The organism is Caulobacter sp. GW821-FHT11A05 (assembly GCF_058809015.1).
Map to the genome: position 1 here is coordinate 47041 of NZ_JBXASF010000017.1, position 24507 is coordinate 71547.

Here is a 24507-nt window from a genome sequence, read left to right on the forward strand (position 1 = left end):
CGATATCGTCGCTCCACGCCGCGTCAGACGGCGTCAGGGAGAGACCACCATGCGCGCCGTTGTTCGCCGTTCGGGCCAGCTCATCTGCGACGAGGTCGCCCAGCCGACGCCGGGGCCGGGGCAGACGCTGGTCAAGACCCTGCTGTGCGGCATCTGCGGGTCGGACCTGCATGCGCTGCACTACCTCGACCACATGGTGGCGCTGGCCAAGAAGGCCGGCGGGTCGGACCGGATGGATCCGACGGCCGACATGGTGTTCGGCCATGAGTTCGTCGCCGAGGTGATCGAGCACGGGCCGGCCGGCGGGCGGTTCAAGGCCGGGACCCGGGTGGTCAGCGTGCCGATGACCTTCGGCCCGGCCGGGTTCGAGGCGGTCGGCTATTCCAACAACTTCCCGGGAGGGTTCGCCGAGTACATGGCCCTGACCGAAGCCATGCTGCTGGAGGTGCCCAACGGGCTTGCGACCGACCTAGCGGCGCTGACCGAACCGATGGCCGTCGGCGCGCATGCCGTGGAGCAGGCGGACCTGCAGCCGGGCAGCGCCTCGCTGGTGCTGGGTTGCGGGCCGGTCGGCCTGGCGGTGATCGCGGCGCTGAAGCTGCGTGGGCATGGGCCGATCATCGCCGCCGACTTCTCGCCGGCCCGGCGCAGGCTGGCCGAGACGCTGGGAGCCGACGTTGTCGTCGATCCGGCCGAAGGCAGTCCACACCTGAAGTGGAAGGATTTCGGGGTGCCGTCGTCGCTGATGGAACACGCGATGGCGCGGATGGCCGGGCAGCTCAAAGGGCGGTCGGTGGTGTTCGAATGCGTCGGCGCGCCCGGCGTTCTGCAGAGCGTCATCGAAGGCTGTCCGCCCGGGTCGCAGATCCTGGTGGCCGGGGTCTGCATGGAGCCCGACAGGATCGAGCCGTCGCTGTGCATCAACAAGCAGCTCGATCTGAAGTTCGTCCTCGGCTACTCGCCCGAGGAGTTCGCCGGGACCCTGCACGACATCGCCGAGGGCCGGCTGGACGTGGCGCCGCTGATTACTGGCACGGTCGGACTGTCGGGCGTGGCCCAGGCGTTCAGCGACCTCAAGGACCCCGAGGCGCACGTGAAGATCCTGGTCAATCCGTCGTTGGCGTAACGTCCGCTCCGGAGCAGGCGGTCGATCAGAGACCCAGGCTGACGATAAACGGATAGCGATCCAGGATGGTCTCTATGCGTCGCTCATACTCGTCCAGGAAGTCGAGCAGGGCCTTCCGGTGAAATTTGCGTCGGCGCAGTGGCAACCGCAACCAGGCACAGCGTGCGTGCTTTTTGAGGATGACGTCGAAGTGCAGGCCAGCCTTCACATCCCGTCTCAACGCGGAAAACTGAGCCAGGACATCGCGCCATGCAGACGCCGGAATCCAGGCGACGCCGGTATAGTAGCCCTTGTCCCAATCAGGGTAGGCCCGGGCGATCATGGGTTCGATGAACTGGAAGGCATTGGCGCTGATCGTGAAGACGCCCGGAAGAGACTTGTCGTAGTCGTAGCGGCCCTTGAACCCCTCTTCGGAGGGCACATAGCTGAATGACAGCCCGCCGAAGGCGCCGTCCCTGATCCGATAGTCGATTTTCATGGAGTAAGCGGACGCTGTGCGCCGCGAGTTGCGATGGCCGGTGGGTAGCAGCCGGAACGGCGAGGTTCAATCCTGGCCTTGTCGTTGCCGGTCTAGGACGCCGTGAGCGCCACTGCCTCGGCCACCCGCGCCCGGTACAGCGCCGCGATCAGGTCGGTCTGGGTGACCATGCCGACGACGGTGCGATCTTCGCCGAGGATCATCACCTCGCGCCATTCGCCGTGCGAGAGGACGGGGAGGAGTTCGTCGATGGCGGTGGCTTCGCGGGCCGTCGGCGGGTTGGTTTCCATGGCCTCGACGACTGGGCCTTCGCCGCCGGCCAGCAGGATGGCCCGGGTGATCAGGCCGAGCAGGCGGCCGTTGGCGTCCAGCACCGGGGCGGAGCGGAAGTCGTGGCCGGCCAGGAGGGCGCGGGCGTCAGCCTGGGTGGCGTCAGGGCCGACGCTGACGACGTGCCGGGACATGACGTCGGCGCAGAAAATGGCGCCGTGCAGGCGGCGGTGGGCCTGGACCTCGACCTGGCGGAACAGGGCGTCGAGGTCTTCGCGGGAAACGTCGAGCAGTTCGCCGTAGCGGCGCAGGGCGGCGTCGATGTCGGCCAGGGTGAAGCCGACGCGGGTGTCGGGCGCCGGGTCAGCCGTGCCGCGCGGCGCGGGGGCCGGGGTGTGGGCGACGTGGGGGTAGGAGCGGCCCGACAGATTGTTGAAGATCAGGCCGACGGCCAGCAGCAGGAGGGAGTTGAGCGCCACCGGCATCAGCACGAAGCCGTAGCCGGCGGCCAGCACCACCGGGCCGCCGACGGCGGTGGTCAGGGCCACGGCGCCGCCGGGCGGGTGCAGGCAGCGACAGACGCTCATCAGCAGGATGGCGCTTGCCACGGCGGCGGCGGCGGCGAAAGTCGGGTCCGGGATCAGCTGGACGCAAGTGACGCCGGCCAGGCCGGAGATGATGTTGCCGCCGAGGATCGACCAGGGCTGGGCGAGCGGGCTGGCGGGGACGGCGAACAGCAGGACGGCGCTGGCCCCCATCGGGGCGATCAGCAGCGGCAGGGCGCCGGCGTCTGGGACGGTCAGGTGGGTGACCAGGCTGGTGATGGCGATGCCGATCAGGGCCCCGGCGAAGGCCTTGAGGCGTTCGCCGAGCGGCTGCGGCGGGGTCTGGGGGAGGAATCGGCGGAGGTACGCGAACATGGTGCGGGCTTTTTGGGCAGGATTTGCCCGGAATCCAAGCAGGCTTTGGGCGGGTGGTATCGAAGCGGCGAGACTATTGTACCGCGTTTTGAGGGCGGAAGGGCATGGTGCGGAAAAATAGTTCTGAAATAACAGTCTATTATGACCAACCGCTCAGTTGCTTTTGTCCGTCTTCCGCTGCCGTTTTAGCCCTCCGAAGCGCCGTATCGACCACCCTTAGACCTACGCCTTCCACCGTCGGCGGCGGGCTCAACCCGACCCTCGGGTCCCGGCGAGCAGGAGGGGACATGAATATGTCTAGACTTATCCGAACAGAGCCTCGTGGCGGGCCTGGATGGCGGGCCAGAGGGTCGCTGCTTCGGGGAGATCCAGGTCGAAGTCGGCCTTGAGGGTGGCGACGTAGTCGTCGGCGTCGGCGATGAGGCGATCAGCGGACCCGTCGGCTGTCAGAGTGCGCAGCGCGCGGCCGCGTAGCATCAGCAGGCGGTCGGGCTGATGGCGCTGGGCGACGGCGTTCTGGACGAAGCCGGAGGCCGGGTCGGTCTGCAGCCAGTGGCAGCGGTCGGCCATGGCCTGCTCGTCGGCGGGAGCGATCTGGAAGTCGAAGCTGGGGGCGCCGCCGGCCGGGTGGTTGTGCAGCCGCCACCAGCCGTCGGCCATGGCTTCCAGGCTGTAGGCGAACAGGCCGGCGTCCACGGGGCCGGGCTTGATCGGATAGGGATCGACCGGGCCGTCGCCGAAGCCGACGTCGGCCATCCAGGATCCGTCGTCCAGGTCGACGCGCAGGATCAGGTGGTTGCTGATGGCGATGTCGCCGTCCTGCTCGCGGCGGACGCCGGCCATCATGCGGGTGACCTTGAACCCGATCTCGCCGAGCGCCCAGCCGAGCAGGCCGTTCATCTCGTAGCACCAGCCGCCGCGCCGCCGGGTGACGATCTTGTCGAAGGCGGCGGCCGGGTCGGTGGTCACGGTGCGGCCCAGCTGGACGTCCAGGTTCTCGTAGGGGATGGCGAAGTGATGGGCCCGATGGACGGCGCGCAGGGTGGCGAGGTCGGCGGCGACGGGACCGGTGTGGCCGATGCGATCGAGGTAGGCGGCGAGGTTCATGGCGCGAGACTAGGCGAGGCGGGCCTGGATGTCGCGCCAGGCGGCGGCGATGAGGGCATGCAGGGCGGCCTCATCGACGGGCTGGCCCCATTTGAGCTTCACGTGGCGCATGCGCTTGCCGCTGCCTTCGAGGAGGCGGTGAGGGTCAGGGAGGTCGGCGCCGAAGTAGAAGCCGACGGCCGCGTGGGCGCTGAAGGCGTCGACATAGGCGAAGGCGGCCTCGCCGGCGCAGGCGGTGGGGTGGCCGTCGTGGAGGAGTTCGCGGACGTCGGGGTCGGCAGCGCGGAGGGCTTCGAACCAAGGGCGGACGAGTTGGCGGAGCGGATCGGGCGCGGTGAGCCAGGCGTCGACGTCGGGGTCGTGCTGGCGGGCGCTGGGGAAGAGGAAGAGCTCGTTCACCGGGGGAGATTGGCAGGTTGAGGCGGATGAGCGCAAACCCCTTGCTGTCATCCTTCGGGCCCGCGAAGCGGGAGCCGGAGGACCCACCTACCCGCCAGGCTGCTGGCGCGTCCGGTGTGCGGCCGTCGTTGACGGCGGGCTGAGTCCAGCTGGTTCCGCCCTTGCGGTGGGTCCTCCGGATCGGGCTGCGCCCGACCGAAGGATGACAGGGGTGTTGGGGCCCTACTCCGGTTTCTTGCCCATCCCCATCGCTTCCAGGATTTCCGGCCGGATGTTGTCCGTGCCCTTTTCCTGGATGTGCTGGGCCACCCGGGCGCCGACGGCGGCCATGGCCTCGCCGATGAAGCGCGGGCGGTTCTCGGCGGCCCATTTGAGGGAGGTCTCGCGGTTCTCGTTGAGGCCCTGGAACTTCGGGGTCACGTAGCGGGCGAAGAGTTCGTAGGAGTGCTTCTTGGCCGCCCAGGGGGCCCAGTTGTGGTCCATCATCAGGAAGGCGCCGAAGCCGCCCGACTGGGCCTGCAGACGCTCGACCTGGGCGATGGCGTCGTCGGGCGTGCCGATGACGGCCATGCCCGAGGCGATCAGGGCGTCGACCGGGTCGGAGCCGTCCTGCGGGGCCAGCGGCAGGGCGGCGACCTCGCGGAAGTAGTAGAGCCAGTCCTCCAGGCCGAAGCGGACGTCCTCGCGGGCCTGCTCGCGGGTCTCGGCGATGTGGACGGGGCCGACCAGGCGCCATTGGTTGCGGTCGACGGACGTGCCGTTGTCCTTGGCCGCCTCTTCGGCGATGGCCCAGTTGGAGGAGAGGGCGTTGAAGCCGCCCGACTGGGTGGCGCCGATGCTGAGCATGCCGACGCCGTGCTTGCCGCTGGCCTTGGCGCCGGTCGGCGAGACCTGGCTGGCGACGCAGATCTCCACCGACGGGCGGGAATAGGGGGTCATCTGCAGGCGGGCTTCGTTGAGCTCGAACCAGTCGGTCTTGGCCGAGACCTCCTCGCCGCGCAGCAGCGGGACGAGGACGTCTATGGCCTGGTCCATGCGGTCGCGCTGGGCGCTGACCGGGATGCCCATCATGAAGGCGTCGGAGGGCAGGGCGCCGGGGCCGACGCCGAACATCACCCGGCCGCGGGTGATGTGGTCCAGCTGGTTGATGCGGTCGGCCAGCATCAGCGGGTGGTGGTAGGGCAGGGAGGAGACGCCGGTGCCGAGGCGGATGTGCTTGGTGCGTTCGGCGGCGGTTGCGATGAACAGTTCGGGGGAGGCGATCAACTCGTAGCCGGCCGAATGGTGCTCGCCGATCCAGGCTTCCTCGTAGCCCAGGCGGTCCATGTGCTGGACCAGCTCCAGGTCGCGCTCGATGGCGAGGGTGGGGTTCTCGCGCAGCGGATGGAAGGGGGCGATGAAGGCGCCGAAGCGCAGTTTGGCGCCAGCCATGGCGGTGTCTCTCCCGTTTGTTATTGGTGATCACCTTAGCGGGCGAACGGCGGTTGGGAAGGGTGACTTGGGGGAAAGGGCGGAGCGGGTTCCTTCTCCCGCTTGTCGGGAGAAGGTGGCGGCCCTCCGGGTCGCGCGCAGCGCGCCCGAGGATAAACTCCGGCCGACGGATGAGGGCAGCGCGGAAGGTTGGCGGTTGGCGGTGGTGACGCCCGCGCCAGAGCGAGGATGATCGGCCGGGGTCGGCGCTGCCCTCATCCGACCCCCTTCGGGGGCCACCTTCTCCCGACAAGCGGGAGAAGGGACGCTATCGCTCCAACAGCCGGATCACCGCCGTCTCGAAAGCTCGCTCGCTGCTGCTCGGTTTGAGTTTCAGCTTGCGGGCCGCGAAGGCGTCGAGGATGGCGGGGTGGATGTAGGCCTTGCGGCAGACGGCGGGGGTGTTGCCGAGGCGCCGGGCGACGGCCTTCACACAGGCGGTGATGGTCGCCCTGGTCGCCGTCGTGTCGGTCTCGGCGCAGAGGATGCGGGCGGCTTCGAGGGTGCCGGCCCAGGTGCGGAAATCCTTGGCGGTGAAGTCCTCGCCGGTGGCGTCGCGCAGATAGTCGTTCACGTCGCCGGAGGTGATCCCGCAGATGGCGCCGTCGTCCGTGCGGTACTGGAACAGCCGCTGGCCAGGCAGGTCCTGGCAGGCCTTGACGATGCGGGCCAGGCGGCGGTCGTGGAAGGGGGTGCGGTGGACCTTGCCGCTTTTGCCGGTGAACTCGAAGAGACCGCCAGTGGTCTTCAGCCGGGCGTGGCGGTCACGCAGTGTGGTCAGACCGAAGCTCTTGTTGGCCCGGGCGTATTCGTCGTTGCCGACGCGGATCAGGGTCTGTTCCAGCAGGCTGACGACGGCGGCGACCACCTTGGGCTTGGGCAAGCCCTTCTTGCGCAGGTCGGCGGCGATGGCCTTGCGCAGGCGGGGCAGGGCGCGGCCGAAGGCGGCGAGGCGGTGGAACTTGTGCGCGTCGCGGTGGGCGCTCCAGTGGTCATGGTAGCGGTACTGCTTGCGGCCCCGGGCGTCGCGGCCGGTGGCCTGGATGTGGCAGCCGGGGCGCGGGGCGATCCAGACGTCGGTCCAGGCGGGCGGGATGACCAGCTTTTCGATGCGGTCGAGGGTGGCGGCGGCTTCGATGCGGCGGCCGATCTGGTCGTAGTAGGCCCACCGGCCGGCCAGCTTGCGGCGGGTGAAACCGGGGCCGTCGTCGCTGCAATAGGCGAGGCCTTCGGGCAGGCTGTGGGGGAGTTCGCTGTCGCGGGGCATCAGGTGGCGACCTGTTTGTGTTTGACCTCGGCGGCGTTTCTGAAAAGACCGGACATCGAACCTGGGCTTGCCTCCGCACGCGCAACGTGGCCGGAGGGAGGCTTGTTCCGCAGCGAGGGGCCGCCGCCTTGAACTATCGCCACGCCTTCCACGCCGGGAACTTCGCCGATCTGGTGAAGCATGCCGGGCTGACCCTGTTGCTGGACGCGCTGATGGCCGATTCCTCGCCGTTGGTCATCGTCGATACGCATGCGGGGGCGGGCGGCTATGACCTGGAAGGAGAACTGTCGCGGCGGACCGGGGAGGCGGCGCAGGGCATCTTCCGGCTGATGGAGGATGCGGGCGCGCCGGCGGTGTTCGAACGGCTGAAGGCGGCGGTGGCCGGGCTGAACCCGGGCGGTGGGGTGCGGTTCTATCCAGGCTCGCCGCGGCTGATCGCGGCGGCCCTGCGGCCGCGGGATCGCTACACCGCCTGCGAGGTGCGGGACGACGACCTGGCGCTGCTGGCCGAGACCCTGGCGCCCTATCCGGAGGCGCGGGCGGTGCAGGCCGACGGCTATGCGACGGCGCCGGCCACCGTGCCGCCCAAGGGGCGGGCGCTGGTGCTGATCGACCCGCCGTTCGAGCGGCCGGACGACTATCAACGGATCGCCCAGGCGCTGGCGGCGGTGCGGGCGAAGAACCCTCGGAGCGTGGTCGCGGTCTGGCTGCCGCTGAAGGACCTGGAGACATTCGACAGTTTCCTGCGCTCGGTGGAGCCGCTGGCGCCGGACGCCCTGGTCGCCGAATGCCGGCTGCGCAGGCTGGACAATCCGATGAAGATGAACGGCTGCGCCCTGGTCGTCGCCGGGGCCCCGGCCGGGCTGGAGGGGCCGCTCGGCGAGGTCTGCCGGTGGGTGGCGGGCCTGGGCGAGGGCGCGGGGCGCGGCGAGGCCTGGCGGCTGGACGGCTGATCACGAACTTTCGCACTTGCGAAGTGATAGGCCGTGTTATGTTGCATTGCACAATGAGCGGCCAGGCCCCGTTGGCCGCCTGCGCGGAGCGATGCCATGACCCTTGCGGACACCAAAATCCCCGAACTCGATGAGACCACCGCCAAGGCGTTGCGCCTGCCGGTGGGGATTTCCTCGCCCCTGTGGCTGATGATCGGCAGCGCCGCCATGGTCGGCGCGGCGGTGTTCTGGGCGACGCGGTGGATGACGCCGGTGAACCTGGAAGCCCTGCTGCCGACCCCCAAGTCGCTGCCCAAGCCGGAACCCGAGGTCGAGGCGGCCATCGAGAAGGCGGCCGAGGCCGCGCCGGCGGTTGTTGAGGCCGTAGTCGAGACCACCCAGGCGGTGGTCGAAGCGCCGCTGGCGGTGGCCGAGGCTCTGCTCGAAGCCGCGCCGGAACCTGAGGTGGTCATCGACCCGGTGATCGAGGCCCCGGTCGTGGTCGCCGAAGCGGTCGAGCCGGAACCCGTGGCCCCGGAACCGGCGGCGCTCGAGCCCGACGACCTGACGGTGATGACCGGCATCGGCCCGAAGATGGCCGCGGCCCTGGCCGAACGCGGCATCACCCGCTTCGCCCAGATCGCCGCCTGGAGCGACGAAGAGGTCGCCACGCTCGACAAGGAGATGAAGCTGATCGGGCGCGTCACCCGAGAAGCCTGGGTGGCGCAGGCCAAGCGGCTGGCGGGGAGCTAACCACCACCCCTCCGATCATCCCGACGAAAGTCGGGACCCAGTGTCCACTTTCGTAGATTGCTAAAGCGCTGATCAGCGCCAGCGCATCTCCTGGTTTGCCAACTGGGCCCCGACTTTCGTCGGGGTGATCGGATATGGGGGGTCACTCCGGCTTGAGCATCTCGTCGAGCATCTTTCGCGACGCCGACTCTTCATCGTTCAGCGCCTTGTCGGAGTTAGCGCAGACGAAGCCGGTTTCGGTGGACTTGCAACGCATCTTGCCGTCTTGCGGCGGCGCGTTGGCCTCCTGGCCGGCCTGCTCGGCGCGGGCGAGGGCGGCGGCGTTTGCGGCCGCGATGCGCTCTTCCTCGGTCTGAGGTTTGAGCGGCGCAAAGCCCAGCCTGCCGCTGCCGGCGGGTGGCTTGGCCGGCGCGGGCGGAGACTCCGGCGCGGGCCTGGGGTTCCAGTCGATCTCCGCGGGTTGGGCAAGCGCGATGAGGAGGCTGGCGGCGAGGGTCAACATGGCGGGCTCCGATCTGGCGCCATGATGCCGCGCGCCAGCGCCGGCCGAACCGTCTGAATGGGGGGCTTACAGCCCGAACGCCGCCAGCAGCCGGTCGGCGGCCAGGGAGGCGGGGACCTCGCCGGCCAGGACCTGGGCTTCCAGGGCCGGGGCGAGGGCGGCGACCCCGGGGTGGTCGCGGAAGGCGCGGCCGAGGCGGTCGTGGACCATGGCCCACATCCAGCGGCCGTTCTGGCCGGCGCGGCGGGCGGCCCGCTCGCCGTTGGCGGCCATCACCTCGCGATGGCGCTGGACCTGCGCCCAGAGGATGTCGAGGCCGGCGTTGTTGAGGCCCGAGGCGGTGAGCACCGGCGGGGTCCAGTCGGGATGGGCCGGGGTGAGGATGTGCAGGGCGTTGCGGTATTCCCGGGCGCTGCGTTCGGCGCGGGGCGGGTCGGTGTCGGCCTTGTTGATGAGGATCAGGTCGGCGATCTCGATCAGGCCCTTCTTGATGCCCTGCAGTTCGTCGCCGCCGCCGGGGATGAGCACGGCCATGAACAGGTCGACCATGTCTGCCACGACGGTCTCGGACTGGCCGACGCCGACGGTCTCGACGATGACCACATCGAAGCCGGCCGCCTCGCAGAGCAGGATGGCCTCGCGCGTCTTGCGGGCGACGCCGCCCAGTTCGCCGCCGCTGGGGCTGGGACGGATGAAGGCGCGCTGGTCCATGGCCAGCCGCTCCATGCGGGTCTTGTCGCCGAGGATGGAGCCGCCGGTGCGGGTGGAACTGGGATCGACCGCCAGGACGGCGACGCGGTGGCCGGCGGCGGTCAGGTTGCAGCCGAGCGCCTCGATGGTCGTCGACTTGCCGGCCCCGGGCACGCCGGTGATCCCCAGGCGTTGGGCGCCGCCGGTGTGGGGCATGAGCTTTTGCAGCAGCTGGCGGGCGGCGGCCTGGTGATCGGCGCGGCGGCTCTCGACCAGGGTGATGGCGCGGGCCAGGGCGGCGCGGTCTTGCGCCAGTAGGCGTTCGGCGAGGTTGTCTAGGTCGGGAAGGGCCATCACATCCTCACCCGTAGCGAAGCGTACGGGGGAGGATGGGGAGGCTCTTAGATGACGACGGCGGTTCCCGAAACCGAAACCATCAGCATCGAGCCGTCAGGGCCGACGGTGTTGTAGTCCAGGTCAACGGCGATGATGGCGTTGGCGCCCAGCTTGTCGGCCTGGATCATCAGGTCGCCGAGCGCGTCCTGGCGGGCGTGGTCGAGGATGCGCTCGTAGGACTTGGACTTGCCGCCGATGAAGTCGCGGATGGCGGCCAAGAGGTCCATGACCACGTTCGCGCCCATGATCGAGGTGGTGTAGATCGCCCCCTTGTACTCACGCACCGGATGGCCCTCGATAAACGGGGTGGTGCTGATCAGGACATTGGGCAGCGGCTTTTTCACGGTCATGAGTATTAAGCCTAATCGGCGCAAAGGGCGAGGGTTCCCCCCAGGCGCGAGAACAGGTGACTTTAGCCGGCCCTGAAGGCGAATTAACCGTCCCGGGCCTTTCAACAGGCGGCAGGGTTGTTGCACAGTGGAGTTGGCGGGGGCTGTAGATGTGCCGTTCCCGCACGTGGAGCGCATCGATGATCCTGGCCCGGACCCACCTCGACCTGCACAATGTGCGGGGCAGCATCGAGCGCACCAAGAAGCTGTCCGACAACATCATCGGCATCGGACCGCTGGGCGTCGGCCTGGACGCCATCCTTAACGTCGTGCCCGGCGCCGGGGCGCTGTACAGCGGCCTGGCCGGGTTGATGCTGATCTTCGACGGGGTGCGGGCGCGGGCGTCGGGGATGGTCCTGATCCAGATGGGCGGCATCCTGCTGGTCGACACCGTGGCGCCGCTGGCCGGCAAGCTGGGGGCGGTGGCCGACGTGCTGTTCACCGGCCACAAATGGGCGGCCGACATGCTGCTCAAGCACATGGAAGAGACCATCTATTTCGAGGGCACCCGCGAGGAGGCCCTCAACACCGCCGAATACCGCGACCTGATGGCCCGGGTGCGGGCCGGCAAGGAGAAGCGGCGGGTGGTGTTCCTGGGCGGCGCCTGGCGCAAGAAGACGCCGCCGGTGACCTCTTAACCACCCCCTAGGCGGAACCGACAACGCCGGTATACGCTCGGGTCCCATGACCCGTGAACGCGCACACTCCGCCTGGAAGTCCGCCGAGGCGATCAAGACCATCTCCGATCGGGTGATCGGCATCGGCCCGTTCGGCGTCGGGCTGGACGGTTTGCTGACCTGGTTGCCGGGGGCCGGCATCGTCTACAGCGTCGGGGCCAGCATCTTTCTGCTGTTCGAGGCCTTCCGCGCTGGGGCCTCCTTGAGCACCCTCTTTCGGATGCTGAGCTATCTGGGCATCGACGCCCTGACCTCGGAAGTGCCGGTGGTGGGGGATGTCATCGACTTCTTCTGGCAGGGCCACCTGATGGCGGCCACGGCGCTGCAGAAGGACATCGAGGACAAGCACGGGGCGCCGGACGACATCCCGGTCAAGAAGCGGGCCCGCAAGGGCCGCAGCAAGTTCGCCCACTAGGCATCACCGAACCGGCAGGCGAGACTGGCCCCAACGACAAGACGGGGAGTGATGACGCATGGCCGACGAGGAACGCTATGTCCGGCCGCCAAGCGCGGAGTCGGAAGGCAGGGCGCCGGGGCGCGGGCGGCTCATGGGCCGGCGGGTGCTGGTGGTCGGCGGCGGGCAGCGGGTTGTCGACGCGGAAACCGACCCGGTCGGCAACGGGCGGGCGATGAGCCTGCTGTTCGCCCGCGAAGGCGCGCATGTCGCCGTGGCCGACCGCGACGAGGCCAGCGCCGCCGAGACGGTGCGGCTGATCGAGGCCGAGGGCGGCCAGGCCTTCGCCATCGCCGCCGATATCTCCCATGAGAGCGACGTGGCGGCGATGGTCGAGGCGGCGGTGCGGGGCCTGGGCGGGCTCGACGGGCTGGCGCTGAATGTCGGCATCGGGTTGGGCGGCCTTGGCCTGGCGGCGGTGAAGGCCAGTGAGTGGGACACGGTGCTGGGGGTCAATCTGCGCGGGCCGATGCTGTGCTGTCGCGAGGCGCTGCCGGTGATGGAGCCCGGCGGGTCGGTGGTGTTCATCAGCTCGATCGCCGGCCTGGTCGCCGGCTCGCGGCTGCCGGCCTACGACAGTTCCAAGGCGGCCCTGGGCGGGTTGATGCGGCATGTGGCGCTGGAGGGGGCGCGCAAGGGCGTGCGGGCCAACATCGTCGCGCCGGGGCTGGTCGACACGCCGCTGGGCCGGGCGGCGACGCAGGGGCGGCCCAGCCGCGGTCGCTCGCCGACGCCGTTCGGGCGCCAGGCGACGGGCTGGGAGGTGGCCTATGCGGCGCTGTTCTTCATCGCCGAGGAGAGCGTCTACGTGACCGGCCAGACGCTGGCCGTCGACAGCGGGATGACCGGGATCAGCTAGCCGCAGGTCCCGCCGTTGAGCTTGCGGCGGTAGGCTTCGACCAGGCTGAGGTAGGGCGGCAGGAAGGTGTGGACCACCACCGGCTTGCCGTCGGTGCTGACCCCGGCGACGCCCGAGCGGAGCTCGAAGTGCATGTGGATGGTGGTGGCCGTGCCGCCGAAGTTGTTGGAGGCCTTGCCGAGCCGCCCGCCCTTGGCGACCACCGAACCCTCGCTGACCGACAGCTGGTTCATCTGCAGGTGCAGGTAGCGGTAGACGCGGTGCGGCGCGGCGCTGGCGGTGAGGGTGACGGTGTAGCTGCCGATGTCGGTGATGGTCCCGGCCTCGGCGGCGACCACCCAGTGGACGGCCTTCTTGCAGGTGGCCGGGCGGATGTCCTGGCCCTGGTGGCCCTTGCCGTTGGCGCAGAGCGGGGTGGAGTAGCCGCGGGTCTCACAGAAGTTGTCGGTCCAGGGCAGGACGTAGGCCGGCGAGTCGCACTGGCCGGTTCCGGGCGGACCCTTATAGCCGCCGGGGCCATAGACCTGCGAATTGGCGAAGGCGGCCTCCTCGAACGGGAAGCACATGTCCGGCGACCAGACGGTGCGGTCCAGATAGCCCGAACCGGAGCCGGGATGCAAAGCTCCGGCGGCGTTGTGCGGGAAGTCGACCGGGGCCGGCGGGGTGACCGGGACCTGGTCGGAGGGGACCGGGTCGGCCGGGGTGTCGGGCAGTGGCTCGTCAGGCAGCTGTTCGGCCCCACCGTCGTCGGCCGGCTCGCTGGGCGTCGGGGTCGGCGAAGGCTCGGAGCCCTGAGGCGCGGGCGGCTGGGGGGAGGGCGTCTGCATGCCGTCGAACCAGCCCAGGCTGTTGCCGACGGCGCCCAGCAGCAGAAGCAGGAGGATCAGGCCGAGGATCCAGAGGACGATGCGGTTCATGGCCTAGCCCCCCGATCCTGCGGTTTGGCCGGCCGCCTGGCGGGCGGCCTGGCCGAGGATGACGGCGGTGGTGGCGGCGGTCAGCTGGCGGACCAGGGTCTCGTTTCGGCAGCGGACATCGGACGGCGCGTCGCAGCGGACCTCGACGGTGTAGAGGACGCCGTAGCGGACGAAGCTGGCCAGCTGGCCGTCGACCGTGCGCTGGACGGTCAGCATTTCGGGGGTGTTGGGGTCGATCTTCAGGGGTGATTTGGCGGGCAGGTTCACGACGCTGGTCGTGCCGGTGAAGGAGACGCCGAGGCCGGGGCGGTCGGCGGTGATGCTGTAGTAGTCGCCGAAGGAATAGACCCGGGCGCTGGCCAGCAGGTCGGGGTCGGCCGGGACCAGGATGGGCAGGCGGGTCTGGTTGATGGCGGCCTGGTCAAGCCGGCCCAGGACGTTGGCCGCCCCGGCCGAACGGCGGGCGCCGCCGACCGCCGCCGGCCAGTCGATGGCGCCGGTGCGAGCCGCGCGGGCGCCGGCCGTGGGCGGGACGCTGAGGGTCTGGGAGGCGGCCGGCAGGGCCAGCAGGGCGACCAGCAGCGCGGCGCTGGCGATGGAACGACGACCGGGCATGCGACCCCCACGGCGAAACGATCGGATACCGACGTTACGCCTATTTCGAGGGGCTGTTAAGCAGTCGGCTTGGGGTCCGGATCAACTGTTTGAGCGGCGCGTTCGGCGGCGGGATAGGCGATCCAGCGGACCAGCAGGCCGGTAGCCGCGCCCAGCAGGATCAGGGCGCCGAGAAAGATGCCGCCGGTGTCGTCGCTGAACGGTCCGTTGTTGTAGCGCGCGCCGCTATACAGGCTGATCGCGCCGATGCTGGCCAGGGGGGCGAGGCCGCCAAGCACCGCCGCTGGCCCGATGCCGCGCAGCCCCCGGCGATGGAGCAGGAACCAGCCCAGGAAGCCGACGAACAGGGTTGGAATGCCGACGATGAGCCCGGCGATCGGCGGGTAAATCAGCATGAGCGCAATGGCTTCGATCGAAGCGCTCCAGATTCCCTGTCCGGTCAGGGCCGTCTGCAGGCCCAGAGCGATGGCGTAGCTGGGAAACAGCCAGGCGGCCAAACCGCCCATGAAGACGCGCAGCTCCGGGTCGCGCGGCCGAAAGTCCCGCCCGGCGCCGCTCACGCCGCCAGCTCGGCCTGACGGTAGGCGACCCACCAGACGGCCAGGCCGGTGATGGCGCCGATCACCGGGCCCGCGAAGATCCACTGTGTTTCGCCGCCGCGCCCGCCCAGGGCGATGCCGGCCGCCGCGCCGCACAGCAGGCCGACGCCGGCGGCGACCTTGGGCGTGGCCAGGCGCCAGTGGTGCAGCAGCGCCCAGGCGGCGAAGGCGGCCAGCAGGAAGGGCCAGCCCATCAAGAGGCCCATCACCGGCCCGGCGGTCCAGGCGGTGACGGCGGCGCTGATCATGTCGGCGTCGGGGCCAGAGCCCGTGAAGGCGTCGCCGATCATGATCAGGTTGGCGAGGAGCAACGACGGCAGCAGCCAGGCGACGACGGCGGCGAGGGTGATGCGGCGGGGACTGAGGCGGGGGGCGGGCATGGCGGGCTCCAGAATGGGCGATCAATCTGGCGCACACCGGCGCCCGCGCCAGCGGCGAGAAGTGCAGAGATAGTGAAGAGTCGGCGCCCATTGGGCCAGCCCGACGGGTGCCCGCGTCCTTGCGATCAATCGGAGCGCGCGGGGTTCAGCGAGGAGGACTTCCCAACCCCGTAGGCGACCAACCATATGGCCAAGCCGGCCAAGAGCCCAATAAGGCTGCCGAAACCGCTCATCCACCAGATCAAGTCCTGCGGCCCTTCAATGCCTTCCGGCTGTCTGGCGAAGGCCCAGAGCAGCGAATTCGCAAGCCAAGAGATCAGCGCCAGGGGCAGTGCTCCAACAACGGCTGAGAGGAACAGAAAGCTCACCATGCCGCCCTTCGCCCAACGGTGGGCCGCCCAAACGGGGGTAAACAGCAGCAGAATAACGCCGAACGACAGAAAGACGGTGGCCGGCATCAAAGCGACGGTCGCGGAAACGAACCCGACCACATGTTGGACCGCATCGACCGTCGGTTCGGCACGAGACCGAAAGGCGATTGAGAAGAAGGCCACCGGCACGGCGCTGGCAACGGTACCGGCCGTAAACGTGCCCGCCAAGGCCGCGAGAAGAAGGCGATCGCGGCTGGTGGCCCTACGCATGGCTACTCCGCCGCCGCCTGCTCGTAGCCGAGCTGGCGGTTGAGCTTTTCCAGCAGGTTGATGGCCGCTTCGGCGATCACCGTGCCGGGTGGGAAGATGGCGGCGACGCCGGCCGCTTCCAGGGCCGGCCAGTCCTGGGGCGGGATGACGCCGCCGATCACCGTCATGATGTCGGGACGGCCCTGCCTGGCCAGCTCGTCCTTCAGCTCGGGCGCGAGGGTCAGGTGGCCGGCGGCCAGGGAGCTGGCGCCGACGACATGGACGTCGTTCTCGACGGCCTGGCGGGCGGCTTCGGCCGGAGTCTGGAACAGGGGGCCGATGTCGACGTCGAAGCCGAGGTCGGCGAAGGCGGTGGCGATGACCTTCTGGCCGCGGTCGTGGCCGTCCTGGCCCATCTTGGCGATCAGGATGCGGGGGCGGCGGCCGTCCGCCTGTTCGAAGGCGTCGACCATGGCCTTGGCGCGGGCGACGGCGGCGTTGGATCCGGCTTCCTGCATGTAGACGCCCGTGATGGATTTGATCTCCGCCCGATGGCGGCCGAAGACCTTCTCCAGAGCATAGCTGATTTCGCCCAGCGTCGCCTTGGCGCGGCCGGCGTCGACGGCCAGGGCCAGCAGATTGCCGGTTCCGCGCGCGCCGTCTTCCAGCGCCTGGAGGGCGGCCTGTGTCTCAGCTTCGTTGCGCTCGGCCTTGAGTCGTTTCAGCTTTTCCAGCTGCGCCGAGCGCACCGCGGCGTTGTCGACCTTGAGCACCGGGATGTCGTCGGCGACTTCCGGGCGGTAGCGGTTGACCCCGACGACACTCTGGCGATTGGCGTCGATGCGGGCCTGGGTGCGGGCGGCAGCTTCCTCGATGCGCAGCTTGGGCAGGCCCTGCTCGATGGCCTTGGCCATGCCGCCGAGGGCTTCGACCTCCTCGATGTGTTCCAGAGCGCGGGCGGCGAGGTCGTGGGTCAGGCGTTCGACGTAGTAGCTGCCGCCCCAGGGGTCGGCGACGCGGGTCGTGCCGCTTTCCAGCTGCAGGAAGAGCTGGGTGTTGCGGCTGATGCGGGCCGAGAAATCCGTCGGCAAGGCAAGGGCTTCGTCGAGGGAGTTGGTGTGCAGCGACTGGGTTTGGCCGTTCACGGCAGCCATGGCCTCGACGCAGGTGCGGGCGACGTTGTTGAAGACGTCCTGGGCGGCCAGCGACCAGCCGGAGGTCTGGCTGTGGGTGCGCAGGCTGAGCGAGCGGCTGTCCTTGGGGGCGAACTCGCGCTTCATCAGCCGGGCCCAGAGCAGGCGCGCGGCCCGCATCTTGGCCACTTCCATGAAGTAGTTCATGCCGATGGCCCAGAAGAAGCTCAGGCGCGGGGCGAAGACGTCGATGTCCATGCCCGCCGCCACGCCGGCGCGAGCGTATTCGATGCCGTCGGCCAGGGTGTAGGCCAGCTCCAGGTCGGCCGTCGCCCCGGCCTCCTGCATGTGGTAGCCGCTGATCGAGATCGAGTTGAACTTCGGCATATGTGTCGAAGTGTATGAAAAGATGTCCGAAATGATCCGCATGCTGGGCGCGGGCGGATAGATGTAGGTGTTGCGGACCATGAACTCCTTGAGGATGTCGTTCTGGATGGTCCCGGACAGCTTCTCTGGGGGAACGCCCTGTTCCTCGGCGGCGACGATGTAGAGGGCCAGGATCGGCAGCACGGCGCCGTTCATGGTCATCGAGACGCTCATCTTGTCGAGCGGGATGCCGTCGAACAGGGTGCGCATGTCGAGGATGCTGTCGATGGCGACGCCGGCCATGCCGACATCCCCCTTCACCCGCTCATGGTCGCTGTCGTAGCCGCGGTGGGTGGCCAGGTCGAAGGCCACCGACAGGCCCATCTGACCGGCGGCCAGGTTGCGGCGGTAGAAGGCGTTGCTGTCCTCGGCGGTCGAGAAGCCGGCGTACTGGCGCACCGTCCATGGGTTGGTGACATACATCGTCGGATAGGGGCCGCGCAGGAAGGGGGCGACGCCCGGATAGCCGGTCAGGAAGTCGAGGCCCTCGACGTCCTCGGGGCCATAGGAGGGGGCGACGGCGACGCCTTCGGGAGTTTCCCAGACCTGGCCTTCGGTGGGGGCGGCGACCTTGAGGTCGGCGTCGAAGGCAAGCTCGGCGAAGTTGGGGAACGTGGCCATGGTTCAGGCCTCCTCGAGAGCGGCGGCGAGGCGGACGGGGACGAGCGGTGGGCAGCTGGCCGAGGGGCCGGGGATGCGCAGCTCGGGGACGGGAAGGGCGAAGGCCGCCGCGTCCGGGGTTTCGAAATCGGCCGGGGTCTGGTCGGCGTTGGGGAAGGCGTTGACGCCGAGGATCTTGTGCGGCCGGGCCAGCCAGGCGTCACGGGTGGCAGTGACGGCCCCCGCGACCACGCCTTTGCTGAGCGCCTCGATCAGGCCGCCCTCGGCCTCGATGGCCTGGAAGCCGCCCCAGGCGGCGCGGGCGATCTGGTCGGTCAGGGTTTCCAGGTAGGACGCGCCGCCGGCCGGGTCTGCGACGCGGCCGAGGTTGGCCTCTTCCATCAGCACCAGCTGGGTGTTGCGGCTCTGGCGGCGGGCGAAGGTGGTCGGCAGGCCCAGAGCGTCGGTGTAGGCGCCCAGGATGACGGCGTCGGCCCCGCCGACGGCTGCGGCGAAACCGGCGGCGGTCAGGCGGATGAGGTTGGTCCAGGGGTCCTTGCGGGTCAGCATGCGGTGCGAGGAGCGGACCTCGATGCGGGCCGGCAGCGCGACGCCGCAGGCGGCGGTGATCTGGGCCCACAGGGCGCGGGCGGCGCGCAGCTTGGCGACGCCGGTGAAGTATTCGGCGTCGATGGAGACGCCCAGCGTGATGGCCCCGAAGGCCTGTTCCATGCTCAGCCCGGCCCGGACCAGGGCGCGGGCGTAGGCGACCGCCGCGGCGGCCATGACTGCCAGTTCTTCGGCCTCGCCGCCGCCGGCCTCGTGCACCACCGCGCCGCTGGCCAGCATCAGGCTGGCCTTGGGATGGATGCCCGCAAGGCGCGCGCCGACGGTGGCGGCGGAGACCAGGTGGCTTTCCATCGGGCCGGCCGAGGCGCCGGCGCGGGCAAAGGCGCTCAAGGGATCCATGTGGAAGGCGAGGGGAGCGTTCGGCGCGCCCTTGGCCAGGCTGGCCAGCCAGTCGGCGGCCTTGGGGCCCAGGAAGCCGGCGTCGAGGGCGACGGGGGCGAGGTCGAGCAGCACGCCGTCGAGCACCCGGGCCAGGCCGGCTGCGTCGGCGACGGCGACGCCGTCCTGGCCGGTCGGATCGATCTTGATGAGGACTGAGGCCGCGCCCTGTTCGAGGTCCTTCAGGATGTCGGCGTTGGCGCGGGCGGGATCGGGATGGGCGACGATGGCGCGCAGGTCCCAGGGACGGGCGGCGTCACGGGCCCGCAGGTCGCGGGGGTTTTGCGGGCCCTCGGTATAGAGCGGCTGGATGGCGATGCCATTGACGGTGCGACTGACCAGGGCGTCCTCGAAGGACTGGCCCTTCAGGGTCTTCTCGACGAGCGACAGCCATTCGGCCTTCGGCGCGGCGGGAAAATCGTCAGCGAGCGTTAGAACGGGTCCTGACAAGGCGTCGGCTCCAGCAGTGCGATGCAGCAATTTACGCGGGCGTCATGCGCCCCTGACGTTAGGAGCGTCAAGCGCTCGGGAACGGCGTCCGGGCAGCCGGCGGTGTTGGTTCCGCCGGGGCGCAAGCATCGGTTGGTTTACATCGCCGATCCGATCTTTAGGGGAGGGGGTGAGGTCGGCCCAATCTGAGCTGCCAGCGGCGCGGAGCGACTGGTTGGAACTGAGTGAGACGGTGCGGGCGCAGGCCGAGGACTACATCACGACCCGTTTGTTGGCGACCGAGGTTCCGGACCTGCCTGGCGTCGAGCTCTATCTGGCCGGACCGCGCAGCGGCCTTGGCCGGCTGCAGGCGCTCAATCCCGACTTCATGACCCCTTACTGGGCTCACCTGTGGGGCGGCGGGCTGGCGCTGGTTCGTTTTCTCAGCGAACGGCCGGAGGCGGTCGCGGGGCGGCGGGTGCTCGACCTGGGGTCCGGGTCCGGCCTGGTGGCCATCGCCGCTGCCCGGGCCGGGGCGAAGGCCGTGACGGCGATCGACGTTGACCCTTACGCCGTGGTTTCGACAGACTTGAACGCGCTGCGCAACCAAGTCCCGGTGACCAGCCTGTTGGGCGACGCGACCTGCGCGCCGCTGCCGGAGGTCGATGTCATCCTGGTTGGCGATGTCTTCTATGAGTTCGGGCTGGCCGAGCGGATGACTGCCTTCCTGGACCGCTGCCTGGCGGCGGGGTGCGAGGTGCTGGTCGGCGATCCCTGGCGCGAGTTCCTGCCGCAGAACCGGCTGGCCCTGGCAGCGGAGTATGAGGTCCCCGATTTCGGCGGCCGCCATCCGGGCCCGGCGGCGGTGTTCCGCTTTGTCGCGGCGGCCTGACCCAAGGTCACGGTTGCGCCATCCAAACGGTTGTTATATTTACAGCGTATATCAACCGCACCCAAGGTGACGTTCCATGGCCCTGCCGCCCGTCCTCCGCGACCGCCTCCGCCTGCCGGTCATCGGCTCGCCGCTGTTCATCATCTCGGGGCCGGAGCTGGTCATCGCCCAGTGCAAGGCCGGGGTGGTCGGCAGCTTTCCGTCGCTGAACGCCCGGCCGATCAGCCAGCTGGACGAGTGGCTGGCGCAGATCACCGAGGAACTGGCCGCCTGGGACAAAGCCAATCCGGACACGCCCTCGGCCCCCTATGCGGTCAACCAGATCGTCCACCGGACCAACAACCGGCTCGAGGAGGACATCGAGATGTGCGCCAAGTACAGGGCGCCGATCATGATCACCTCGCTGGGGGCCCGCGAGGACCTCAACAACGCCGTCCACGCCTGGGGCGGCATCACCCTGCATGACGTCATCGACAACCGCTTCGCCCGCAAGGCGGTGGAGAAGGGGGCCGACGGCCTGATTCCCGTGGCGGCCGGGGCCGGCGGTCACGCCGGCGGGCTGTCGCCCTTCGCCCTGGTGCAGGAGATCCGCGAGTGGTTCGACGGGCCGATCGCCCTGTCCGGCGCGATCGCCAACGGCAAGTCGATCCTGGCCGCCCAGGCCATGGGCGCCGACCTCGGCTACATCGGCTCGGCCTTCATCGCCACCCAGGAGGCGCGGGCCATGCAGGGCTACAAGGACATGATCGTCGAGAGCTCGGCCAGCGACATCGTCTATTCCAACCTGTTCACCGGCGTGCACGGCAACTACCTGCGGCCGTCGATCGTGGCGGCGGGGCTGGACCCCGACGACCTGCCGCAGAGCGACCCCTCGAAGATGAACTTCGGCTCGGGCGGCAACCAGGAAGCCAAGGCCTGGCGTGACATCTGGGGCTGCGGCCAGGGCATCGGGGCGATCAAGGAAATCCCCACCGTGGCCCAGATGGTCGCCCGGCTGTCGGCCGAATACGAGGCGGCCAAGGCCGAGCTGGCGGCCAAGACGGCGCTGACCTCCGGGGCGGCGATGGCGCTGGCGGCGGAGTAGCCTCCGCCCTTGGCGGCGGCTCCGCTTGCGCTAGCTTCAGGCGCGTAAGGGAGCCGTCCATGCTGCAATACATCGTCGCCTACATCGCCGCGGCCGTGGTCTTCGTGGCCGTGGACTTCGTCTGGCTCGCCTTCATCGCCCAGAAGCTCTACCAGCGCGAAATCGGCCCGCTGCTGCTGGAAAAGCCGCTGCTGAGCGCGGCCGTGCCCTTCTATCTGCTGTACCTGGTCGGGGCGGTCTGGTTCGGGACCCGCGCGGGGCTGGAGGCCGGCTCCTGGAGCGTCGCCCTGCTCAACGGGGCGCTGTTCGGCTTCATCGCCTACGCCACCTATGACCTGACCAACATGGCGACCCTGAAGGGCTTCAGTTGGACGGTGGTCGCCGCTGACCTGGCCTGGGGGGCGTTCATTACGGCCACGGTTGCGACGGCGGGCTATTTCGCCGCCGGGTTCGTAAAGGGCTAGGCGAACGCGGCGGCAGGCCAGCATCTTCTCCAGCGGAGGACGCCATGATCAAGATCACCTTCTGCCTGACCCGCCTGCCACACCTGACCCGGGCGCAGTTCCAGACCTATTGGCGCGACACCCACGCGCCGCTGGTGGCGGCGCGGGCCGAGCTGCTGAAGATCCGCCGCTACGTGCAGAGCCACAGCCTGCCCGACGAGGCCTTCGCCGCCCTGGCCGCCAGCCGGGGCGGTCCGCCGGCCTATGACGGCGTGGCGGAGCTGTGGTGGAACCGGCCCGAGGACCTGGCAAACGACGATCCGGCCGCGCGCCGGGCGGGGCTGGAGCTGCTGGAGGACGAGCGGAAGTTCATCGATCTGGCGAGGTCGCCGATCTTCCTGGTCGAGGAGCGGGAGATCGTCTCGCGCTGACCGGAACGGCGGACGCGCAGAAGCGATCGACGCCTTGAAACGTCGATCCACTGCTCTTCTTGCGAAGGGAAAACCTGGTGCCGTCGGGCAGGATTGAACTGCCGACCTCAGCCTTACCAAGGATGCGCTCTACCACTGAGCTACGACGGCGAACCAAGTGAGGCGCGCCTAGTAGCGAAAGTCGGCGGGGAGGCAAAGGGAAAAATCGGCTTGACCGCAATTGGTCGCATCGATCCCTTGCAGGCCATGGCCAAACCGCCCCCCAAAGCTCCGCCAAATACGTCTGGCGACAAGGCCGACAAAGAAGCGCGGCTGGCGGCGGCGCTGCGGGCCAACCTGCGGCGAAGGAAGGCGGCCAAGCGGGCCTCTGCACCGGAAAAACAAGACGATCCCGCCAAGGGCTGACAGGGACGTGACAGGCTTGGAAGTGGCGCGCGGGGCTCGCGCCCGCTAAAGGCCATTCTTTGCGCCCGACTTGCCCGGGGGCGACGACCAGAGGGACTGGATGGACAGCATCGCCATCACCGGCGGCACGCCGCTGAACGGGGACATCCCGATCAGCGGAGCCAAGAATTCGGCCATCAAGCTGATGGTCGCCAGTCTGCTGACCGACGAGCCCCTGCGCCTGACCAACATGCCGCGCCTGCGCGACACGCGGTTCCTGGGCCAGCTGTTGCAGCACCTGGGGACGCAGATCACCGAGAGCGATGGGCCTGACGGTCCGGAATCGGTGCTGCACACCAAGACGATTCGCAGCCACTTCGCGACCTACGACCTAGTCCGGCAGATGCGGGCCAGCTTCAACGTGCTGGGACCGCTGGTGGCGCGCAACGGCCAGGCCAAGGTGTCGCTGCCGGGCGGTTGCGCCATTGGCGGGCGGCCGGTCGACCTGCACCTCAAGGCCATCGAGGCCCTGGGCGTGACCATCGACCTGCACGAGGGCTACGTCTACGCCCAGGCCCCGCGCGGGCTGAAGGGCGCCGACATCGACTTTCCGGTGGTCTCGGTGGGCGCTACCGAACACGCCATGCTGGCCGCCGTGCTGGCCAAGGGCGTGACCCGCCTGGGCAACGCCGCCTGCGAGCCGGAGATCGTCGACCTGGCCGACTGCCTGAACGCCATGGGCGCGCGGGTGGAGGGGGCGGGGACCTCGACCATCACCATCACCGGCGTGAAGAAGCTGGGCGGCGCGACCCATGCGGTGATCACCGACCGCATCGAGGCCGGCACCTATGCGGTGGCCGCCGCCATGGCCGGCGGCGAGGTTCGCCTGACCAACACCCGCGCCGACCTGATGGAGGCCCTGCTGAGCAAGCTGGAAGAGGCCGGCGTCGGCGTCACCCGGCTGAACGACGGCGTGGTCATCAAGCGCAACGGCGCGCGGCTGAAGGCGGTCAACATCGAGACCGCCCCCTATCCGGGCTTCGCCACTGACCTGCAGGCGCAGTTCATGACCCTGATGACCCTGGCCGACGGCGAGAGCGTCATCCGCGAGACCATCTTCGAGAACCGCTTCATGCACGCCGCCGAGCTGGCGCGGCTGGGCGCCGACATCACCGTTGCCGGCAGCGAGGCGCGGGTGCGAGGCGTCGAGCGGCTGGAGGGCGCGCCGGTCATGGCCACCGACCTGCGGGCCTCCGTCGGGCTGGTGATCGCCGGGCTGGTGGCCTCGGGCGAGACGACGGTCAGCCGGGTCTACCATCTGGATCGCGGCTTCGAGCGGCTGGAAGACAAGCTCAACGCCTGCGGGGCCCAGGTGCGGCGCATCCATGGGGACGGCGTCGAGGAATGACCGTCGCTCCACTGCGCCTGATCGCCGAGGACGGCGAGGACCTGGCCGTCATCTCGGCGGCCCTGCAGGACGCTGTTTGCAAGATCGGCGACATCCGCTTCGAGGCGGCCGCGCGGCGGCTGACGCTCGGACTGAACCGTTTCCGCTGGGAAGCGGACGGCAAGACCAAGGCCACCGAGCGCGTGCGCAGCGGGCTGCAGATTGGCGGCGTCATGCAGGTGCGCAGCCTGCGTCTGCGGCGCGAGGCCAAGGCCGCGGTGCTGTCGCTGCTCGGCGTCACGTTCGAACCGGGCGAGGCGCCGGGCGGCGCCATCGTGCTGACCTTCGCCGGCGGCGGTGAGCTGCGGGTCGAGGTGGAGTGCGTCGATGCGGCCCTGGCCGACGTCTCGGCCCCCTGGCCGACGCCCCGCCGTCCGGCGCACGACGACTGAGTTGATAGTCCTGGAGTT

The 24507-nt window shown here is 69.5% G+C and carries 29 protein-coding genes and 1 tRNA gene; 13 read left to right on the forward strand and 17 right to left on the reverse strand.

All coding sequences use genetic code 11. The annotated features are described in order from the left end of the window. Nucleotides 1–49 precede the first annotated feature (49 nt). Entirely contained in the window at nt 50–1126 is a 1077-nt protein-coding gene (locus AC1RSK_RS20470) for a zinc-binding dehydrogenase (protein WP_492909536.1), read from the forward strand. Between the two features lie 25 nt (nt 1127–1151). Here AC1RSK_RS20470 and AC1RSK_RS20475 read toward each other — a convergent pair whose 3' ends face one another. The 6 genes from AC1RSK_RS20475 to AC1RSK_RS20500 all read right to left on the reverse strand — a co-directional run bounded on the left by AC1RSK_RS20475 (nt 1152) and on the right by AC1RSK_RS20500 (nt 7037). Beyond that, a complete protein-coding gene (locus AC1RSK_RS20475) occupies nt 1152–1604 on the reverse strand; it encodes a hypothetical protein (RefSeq protein ID WP_492909537.1) in 453 nt (150 codons plus the stop codon). 92 nt (nt 1605–1696) lie between these two features. Continuing rightward, nucleotides 1697–2794, reverse strand: a complete 1098-nt coding sequence (locus tag AC1RSK_RS20480; RefSeq protein ID WP_492909538.1) for an HPP family protein — start codon at nt 2792–2794, stop codon at nt 1697–1699. 303 nt (nt 2795–3097) lie between these two features. Continuing rightward, nucleotides 3098–3901 carry an arylamine N-acetyltransferase family protein gene (locus AC1RSK_RS20485; protein ID WP_492909539.1) on the reverse strand — a complete coding sequence of 268 codons (804 nt, stop codon included), beginning with the start codon at nt 3899–3901 and terminating at the stop codon, nt 3098–3100. A gap of 9 nt (nt 3902–3910) precedes the next feature. After that, nucleotides 3911–4300, reverse strand: a complete 390-nt coding sequence (locus AC1RSK_RS20490; RefSeq protein ID WP_492909540.1) for a DUF1801 domain-containing protein — start codon at nt 4298–4300, stop codon at nt 3911–3913. Between the two features lie 222 nt (nt 4301–4522). After that, on the reverse strand, nt 4523–5731 hold the full coding sequence (locus AC1RSK_RS20495) for an LLM class flavin-dependent oxidoreductase (RefSeq protein WP_492909541.1): 1209 nt from the start codon (nt 5729–5731) through the stop codon (nt 4523–4525). Between the two features lie 307 nt (nt 5732–6038). Beyond that, nucleotides 6039–7037, reverse strand: a complete 999-nt coding sequence (locus tag AC1RSK_RS20500; RefSeq protein ID WP_492909542.1) for a DNA topoisomerase IB — start codon at nt 7035–7037, stop codon at nt 6039–6041. 128 nt (nt 7038–7165) lie between these two features. On the opposite strand from AC1RSK_RS20500, the gene rlmJ reads away from it, so the two are divergent. Together rlmJ and AC1RSK_RS20510 are read left to right on the forward strand one after the other, a co-directional pair. Then, nucleotides 7166–7990 carry a 23S rRNA (adenine(2030)-N(6))-methyltransferase RlmJ gene (gene rlmJ / locus AC1RSK_RS20505; RefSeq protein ID WP_492909543.1) on the forward strand — a complete coding sequence of 275 codons (825 nt, stop codon included), beginning with the start codon at nt 7166–7168 and terminating at the stop codon, nt 7988–7990. Between the two features lie 96 nt (nt 7991–8086). After that, nucleotides 8087–8722, forward strand: coding sequence for a helix-hairpin-helix domain-containing protein (locus AC1RSK_RS20510; RefSeq protein WP_492909544.1), 636 nt, complete (start codon nt 8087–8089; stop codon nt 8720–8722). A gap of 142 nt (nt 8723–8864) precedes the next feature. Here the strand turns inward: AC1RSK_RS20510 and AC1RSK_RS20515 are convergent, their stop codons facing one another. From AC1RSK_RS20515 to AC1RSK_RS20525, 3 genes are all read right to left on the reverse strand, one after another. Beyond that, on the reverse strand, nt 8865–9224 hold the full coding sequence (locus tag AC1RSK_RS20515) for a hypothetical protein (RefSeq protein ID WP_492909545.1): 360 nt from the start codon (nt 9222–9224) through the stop codon (nt 8865–8867). Between the two features lie 66 nt (nt 9225–9290). Next, complete coding sequence (meaB, locus tag AC1RSK_RS20520) at nt 9291–10268, reverse strand: methylmalonyl Co-A mutase-associated GTPase MeaB (protein ID WP_492909546.1); 978 nt, start codon at nt 10266–10268, stop codon at nt 9291–9293. Nucleotides 10269–10315: 47 nt separating this feature from the next. Continuing rightward, the gene (locus AC1RSK_RS20525) at nt 10316–10660 is read right to left on the reverse strand and encodes a heavy metal-binding domain-containing protein (protein ID WP_492909547.1); all 345 of its coding nucleotides are present in this window, start codon (nt 10658–10660) and stop codon (nt 10316–10318) included. A 179-nt stretch (nt 10661–10839) separates the two neighbouring features. Here AC1RSK_RS20525 and AC1RSK_RS20530 point away from each other — a divergent pair, with 179 nt between their 5' ends. From AC1RSK_RS20530 to AC1RSK_RS20540, 3 genes are read left to right on the forward strand one after another with little or no spacing between them, the layout of a single operon-like run. Continuing rightward, a complete protein-coding gene (locus AC1RSK_RS20530) occupies nt 10840–11337 on the forward strand; it encodes a DUF4112 domain-containing protein (protein WP_492909548.1) in 498 nt (165 codons plus the stop codon). 46 nt (nt 11338–11383) lie between these two features. Further along, complete coding sequence (locus tag AC1RSK_RS20535) at nt 11384–11791, forward strand: DUF4112 domain-containing protein (protein WP_492909549.1); 408 nt, start codon at nt 11384–11386, stop codon at nt 11789–11791. Nucleotides 11792–11849: 58 nt separating this feature from the next. Next, entirely contained in the window at nt 11850–12689 is an 840-nt protein-coding gene (locus AC1RSK_RS20540) for an SDR family NAD(P)-dependent oxidoreductase (protein ID WP_492909550.1), read from the forward strand. Here the strand turns inward: AC1RSK_RS20540 and AC1RSK_RS20545 are convergent. From AC1RSK_RS20545 to AC1RSK_RS20575, 7 genes are all read right to left on the reverse strand, one after another. Beyond that, a complete protein-coding gene (locus tag AC1RSK_RS20545; RefSeq protein ID WP_492909551.1) occupies nt 12686–13606 on the reverse strand; it encodes a M23 family metallopeptidase in 921 nt (306 codons plus the stop codon). The two genes, AC1RSK_RS20540 and AC1RSK_RS20545, sit on opposite strands and share 4 nt — an antisense overlap. Before the next feature lie 3 nt (nt 13607–13609). Next, nucleotides 13610–14221, reverse strand: coding sequence for a hypothetical protein (locus tag AC1RSK_RS20550; protein WP_492909552.1), 612 nt, complete (start codon nt 14219–14221; stop codon nt 13610–13612). 56 nt (nt 14222–14277) lie between these two features. Continuing rightward, entirely contained in the window at nt 14278–14781 is a 504-nt protein-coding gene (locus AC1RSK_RS20555) for a hypothetical protein (protein ID WP_492909553.1), read from the reverse strand. Continuing rightward, nucleotides 14778–15200: a hypothetical protein gene (locus tag AC1RSK_RS20560; protein ID WP_492909554.1), complete on the reverse strand. Its 423-nt coding sequence runs from the start codon at nt 15198–15200 to the stop codon at nt 14778–14780. Before AC1RSK_RS20560 ends, AC1RSK_RS20555 begins: the two co-directional genes overlap by 4 nt. Before the next feature lie 125 nt (nt 15201–15325). Beyond that, nucleotides 15326–15841, reverse strand: a complete 516-nt coding sequence (locus AC1RSK_RS20565) for a hypothetical protein (protein WP_492909555.1) — start codon at nt 15839–15841, stop codon at nt 15326–15328. A 2-nt stretch (nt 15842–15843) separates the two neighbouring features. Next, the gene (gene scpA, locus AC1RSK_RS20570) at nt 15844–18000 is read right to left on the reverse strand and encodes a methylmalonyl-CoA mutase (RefSeq protein ID WP_492909556.1); all 2157 of its coding nucleotides are present in this window, start codon (nt 17998–18000) and stop codon (nt 15844–15846) included. Nucleotides 18001–18003: 3 nt separating this feature from the next. After that, nucleotides 18004–19437, reverse strand: a complete 1434-nt coding sequence (locus AC1RSK_RS20575; RefSeq protein WP_492909557.1) for a methylmalonyl-CoA mutase family protein — start codon at nt 19435–19437, stop codon at nt 18004–18006. Between the two features lie 214 nt (nt 19438–19651). On the opposite strand from AC1RSK_RS20575, the gene AC1RSK_RS20580 reads away from it, so the two are divergent. The 4 genes from AC1RSK_RS20580 to AC1RSK_RS20595 all read left to right on the forward strand — a co-directional run bounded on the left by AC1RSK_RS20580 (nt 19652) and on the right by AC1RSK_RS20595 (nt 22266). Beyond that, nucleotides 19652–20308 (forward strand): class I SAM-dependent methyltransferase, encoded by a 657-nt coding sequence (locus AC1RSK_RS20580; RefSeq protein WP_492909558.1) that lies wholly within the window; start codon nt 19652–19654, stop codon nt 20306–20308. Nucleotides 20309–20384: 76 nt separating this feature from the next. After that, nucleotides 20385–21392 (forward strand): NAD(P)H-dependent flavin oxidoreductase, encoded by a 1008-nt coding sequence (locus tag AC1RSK_RS20585; RefSeq protein ID WP_492909559.1) that lies wholly within the window; start codon nt 20385–20387, stop codon nt 21390–21392. Nucleotides 21393–21451: 59 nt separating this feature from the next. After that, nucleotides 21452–21856: a DUF2177 family protein gene (locus AC1RSK_RS20590; RefSeq protein ID WP_492909560.1), complete on the forward strand. Its 405-nt coding sequence runs from the start codon at nt 21452–21454 to the stop codon at nt 21854–21856. A 44-nt stretch (nt 21857–21900) separates the two neighbouring features. Beyond that, nucleotides 21901–22266 carry an EthD domain-containing protein gene (locus AC1RSK_RS20595; protein WP_492909561.1) on the forward strand — a complete coding sequence of 122 codons (366 nt, stop codon included), beginning with the start codon at nt 21901–21903 and terminating at the stop codon, nt 22264–22266. A 75-nt stretch (nt 22267–22341) separates the two neighbouring features. Here the strand turns inward: AC1RSK_RS20595 and AC1RSK_RS20600 are convergent. Next, nucleotides 22342–22416: transfer RNA gene (locus AC1RSK_RS20600), tRNA-Thr, on the reverse strand. Nucleotides 22417–22476: 60 nt separating this feature from the next. Here AC1RSK_RS20600 and AC1RSK_RS20605 point away from each other — a divergent pair. The 3 genes from AC1RSK_RS20605 (at nt 22477) to AC1RSK_RS20615 (ending at nt 24489) form a co-directional block, all read left to right on the forward strand. Further along, nucleotides 22477–22671: a hypothetical protein gene (locus AC1RSK_RS20605; protein ID WP_492909562.1), complete on the forward strand. Its 195-nt coding sequence runs from the start codon at nt 22477–22479 to the stop codon at nt 22669–22671. A gap of 100 nt (nt 22672–22771) precedes the next feature. Beyond that, nucleotides 22772–24058, forward strand: a complete 1287-nt coding sequence (murA, locus tag AC1RSK_RS20610) for a UDP-N-acetylglucosamine 1-carboxyvinyltransferase (protein ID WP_492909563.1) — start codon at nt 22772–22774, stop codon at nt 24056–24058. Continuing rightward, nucleotides 24055–24489 (forward strand): DUF2948 family protein, encoded by a 435-nt coding sequence (locus AC1RSK_RS20615; protein ID WP_492909564.1) that lies wholly within the window; start codon nt 24055–24057, stop codon nt 24487–24489. Before murA ends, AC1RSK_RS20615 begins: the two co-directional genes overlap by 4 nt. Nucleotides 24490–24507: the final 18 nt, after the last annotated feature.

What these genes read in the sequence shown, in the direction of transcription:
- murA (WP_492909563.1), top strand. Translation starts at nt 22,772, where the DNA reads ATGGACAGCATCGCCATCACCGGCGGCACGCCGCTGAACGGGGACATC.
- AC1RSK_RS20535 (WP_492909549.1), top strand. Translation starts at nt 11,384, where the DNA reads ATGACCCGTGAACGCGCACACTCCGCCTGGAAGTCCGCCGAGGCGATC.
- AC1RSK_RS20525 (WP_492909547.1), bottom strand. Translation starts at nt 10,660, where the DNA reads ATGACCGTGAAAAAGCCGCTGCCCAATGTCCTGATCAGCACCACCCCG.
- AC1RSK_RS20530 (WP_492909548.1), top strand. Translation starts at nt 10,840, where the DNA reads ATGATCCTGGCCCGGACCCACCTCGACCTGCACAATGTGCGGGGCAGC.
- AC1RSK_RS20565 (WP_492909555.1), bottom strand. Translation starts at nt 15,841, where the DNA reads ATGCGTAGGGCCACCAGCCGCGATCGCCTTCTTCTCGCGGCCTTGGCG.
- AC1RSK_RS20515 (WP_492909545.1), bottom strand. Translation starts at nt 9,224, where the DNA reads ATGTTGACCCTCGCCGCCAGCCTCCTCATCGCGCTTGCCCAACCCGCG.
- AC1RSK_RS20495 (WP_492909541.1), bottom strand. Translation starts at nt 5,731, where the DNA reads ATGGCTGGCGCCAAACTGCGCTTCGGCGCCTTCATCGCCCCCTTCCAT.
- AC1RSK_RS20510 (WP_492909544.1), top strand. Translation starts at nt 8,087, where the DNA reads ATGACCCTTGCGGACACCAAAATCCCCGAACTCGATGAGACCACCGCC.
- AC1RSK_RS20475 (WP_492909537.1), bottom strand. Translation starts at nt 1,604, where the DNA reads ATGAAAATCGACTATCGGATCAGGGACGGCGCCTTCGGCGGGCTGTCA.
- AC1RSK_RS20500 (WP_492909542.1), bottom strand. Translation starts at nt 7,037, where the DNA reads ATGCCCCGCGACAGCGAACTCCCCCACAGCCTGCCCGAAGGCCTCGCC.
- AC1RSK_RS20560 (WP_492909554.1), bottom strand. Translation starts at nt 15,200, where the DNA reads ATGCCCGCCCCCCGCCTCAGTCCCCGCCGCATCACCCTCGCCGCCGTC.
- AC1RSK_RS20550 (WP_492909552.1), bottom strand. Translation starts at nt 14,221, where the DNA reads ATGCCCGGTCGTCGTTCCATCGCCAGCGCCGCGCTGCTGGTCGCCCTG.
- scpA (WP_492909556.1), bottom strand. Translation starts at nt 18,000, where the DNA reads ATGGCCACGTTCCCCAACTTCGCCGAGCTTGCCTTCGACGCCGACCTC.
- AC1RSK_RS20470 (WP_492909536.1), top strand. Translation starts at nt 50, where the DNA reads ATGCGCGCCGTTGTTCGCCGTTCGGGCCAGCTCATCTGCGACGAGGTC.
- AC1RSK_RS20480 (WP_492909538.1), bottom strand. Translation starts at nt 2,794, where the DNA reads ATGTTCGCGTACCTCCGCCGATTCCTCCCCCAGACCCCGCCGCAGCCG.
- meaB (WP_492909546.1), bottom strand. Translation starts at nt 10,268, where the DNA reads ATGGCCCTTCCCGACCTAGACAACCTCGCCGAACGCCTACTGGCGCAA.
- AC1RSK_RS20590 (WP_492909560.1), top strand. Translation starts at nt 21,452, where the DNA reads ATGCTGCAATACATCGTCGCCTACATCGCCGCGGCCGTGGTCTTCGTG.
- AC1RSK_RS20545 (WP_492909551.1), bottom strand. Translation starts at nt 13,606, where the DNA reads ATGAACCGCATCGTCCTCTGGATCCTCGGCCTGATCCTCCTGCTTCTG.
- AC1RSK_RS20595 (WP_492909561.1), top strand. Translation starts at nt 21,901, where the DNA reads ATGATCAAGATCACCTTCTGCCTGACCCGCCTGCCACACCTGACCCGG.
- AC1RSK_RS20615 (WP_492909564.1), top strand. Translation starts at nt 24,055, where the DNA reads ATGACCGTCGCTCCACTGCGCCTGATCGCCGAGGACGGCGAGGACCTG.
- AC1RSK_RS20585 (WP_492909559.1), top strand. Translation starts at nt 20,385, where the DNA reads ATGGCCCTGCCGCCCGTCCTCCGCGACCGCCTCCGCCTGCCGGTCATC.
- AC1RSK_RS20540 (WP_492909550.1), top strand. Translation starts at nt 11,850, where the DNA reads ATGGCCGACGAGGAACGCTATGTCCGGCCGCCAAGCGCGGAGTCGGAA.
- AC1RSK_RS20485 (WP_492909539.1), bottom strand. Translation starts at nt 3,901, where the DNA reads ATGAACCTCGCCGCCTACCTCGATCGCATCGGCCACACCGGTCCCGTC.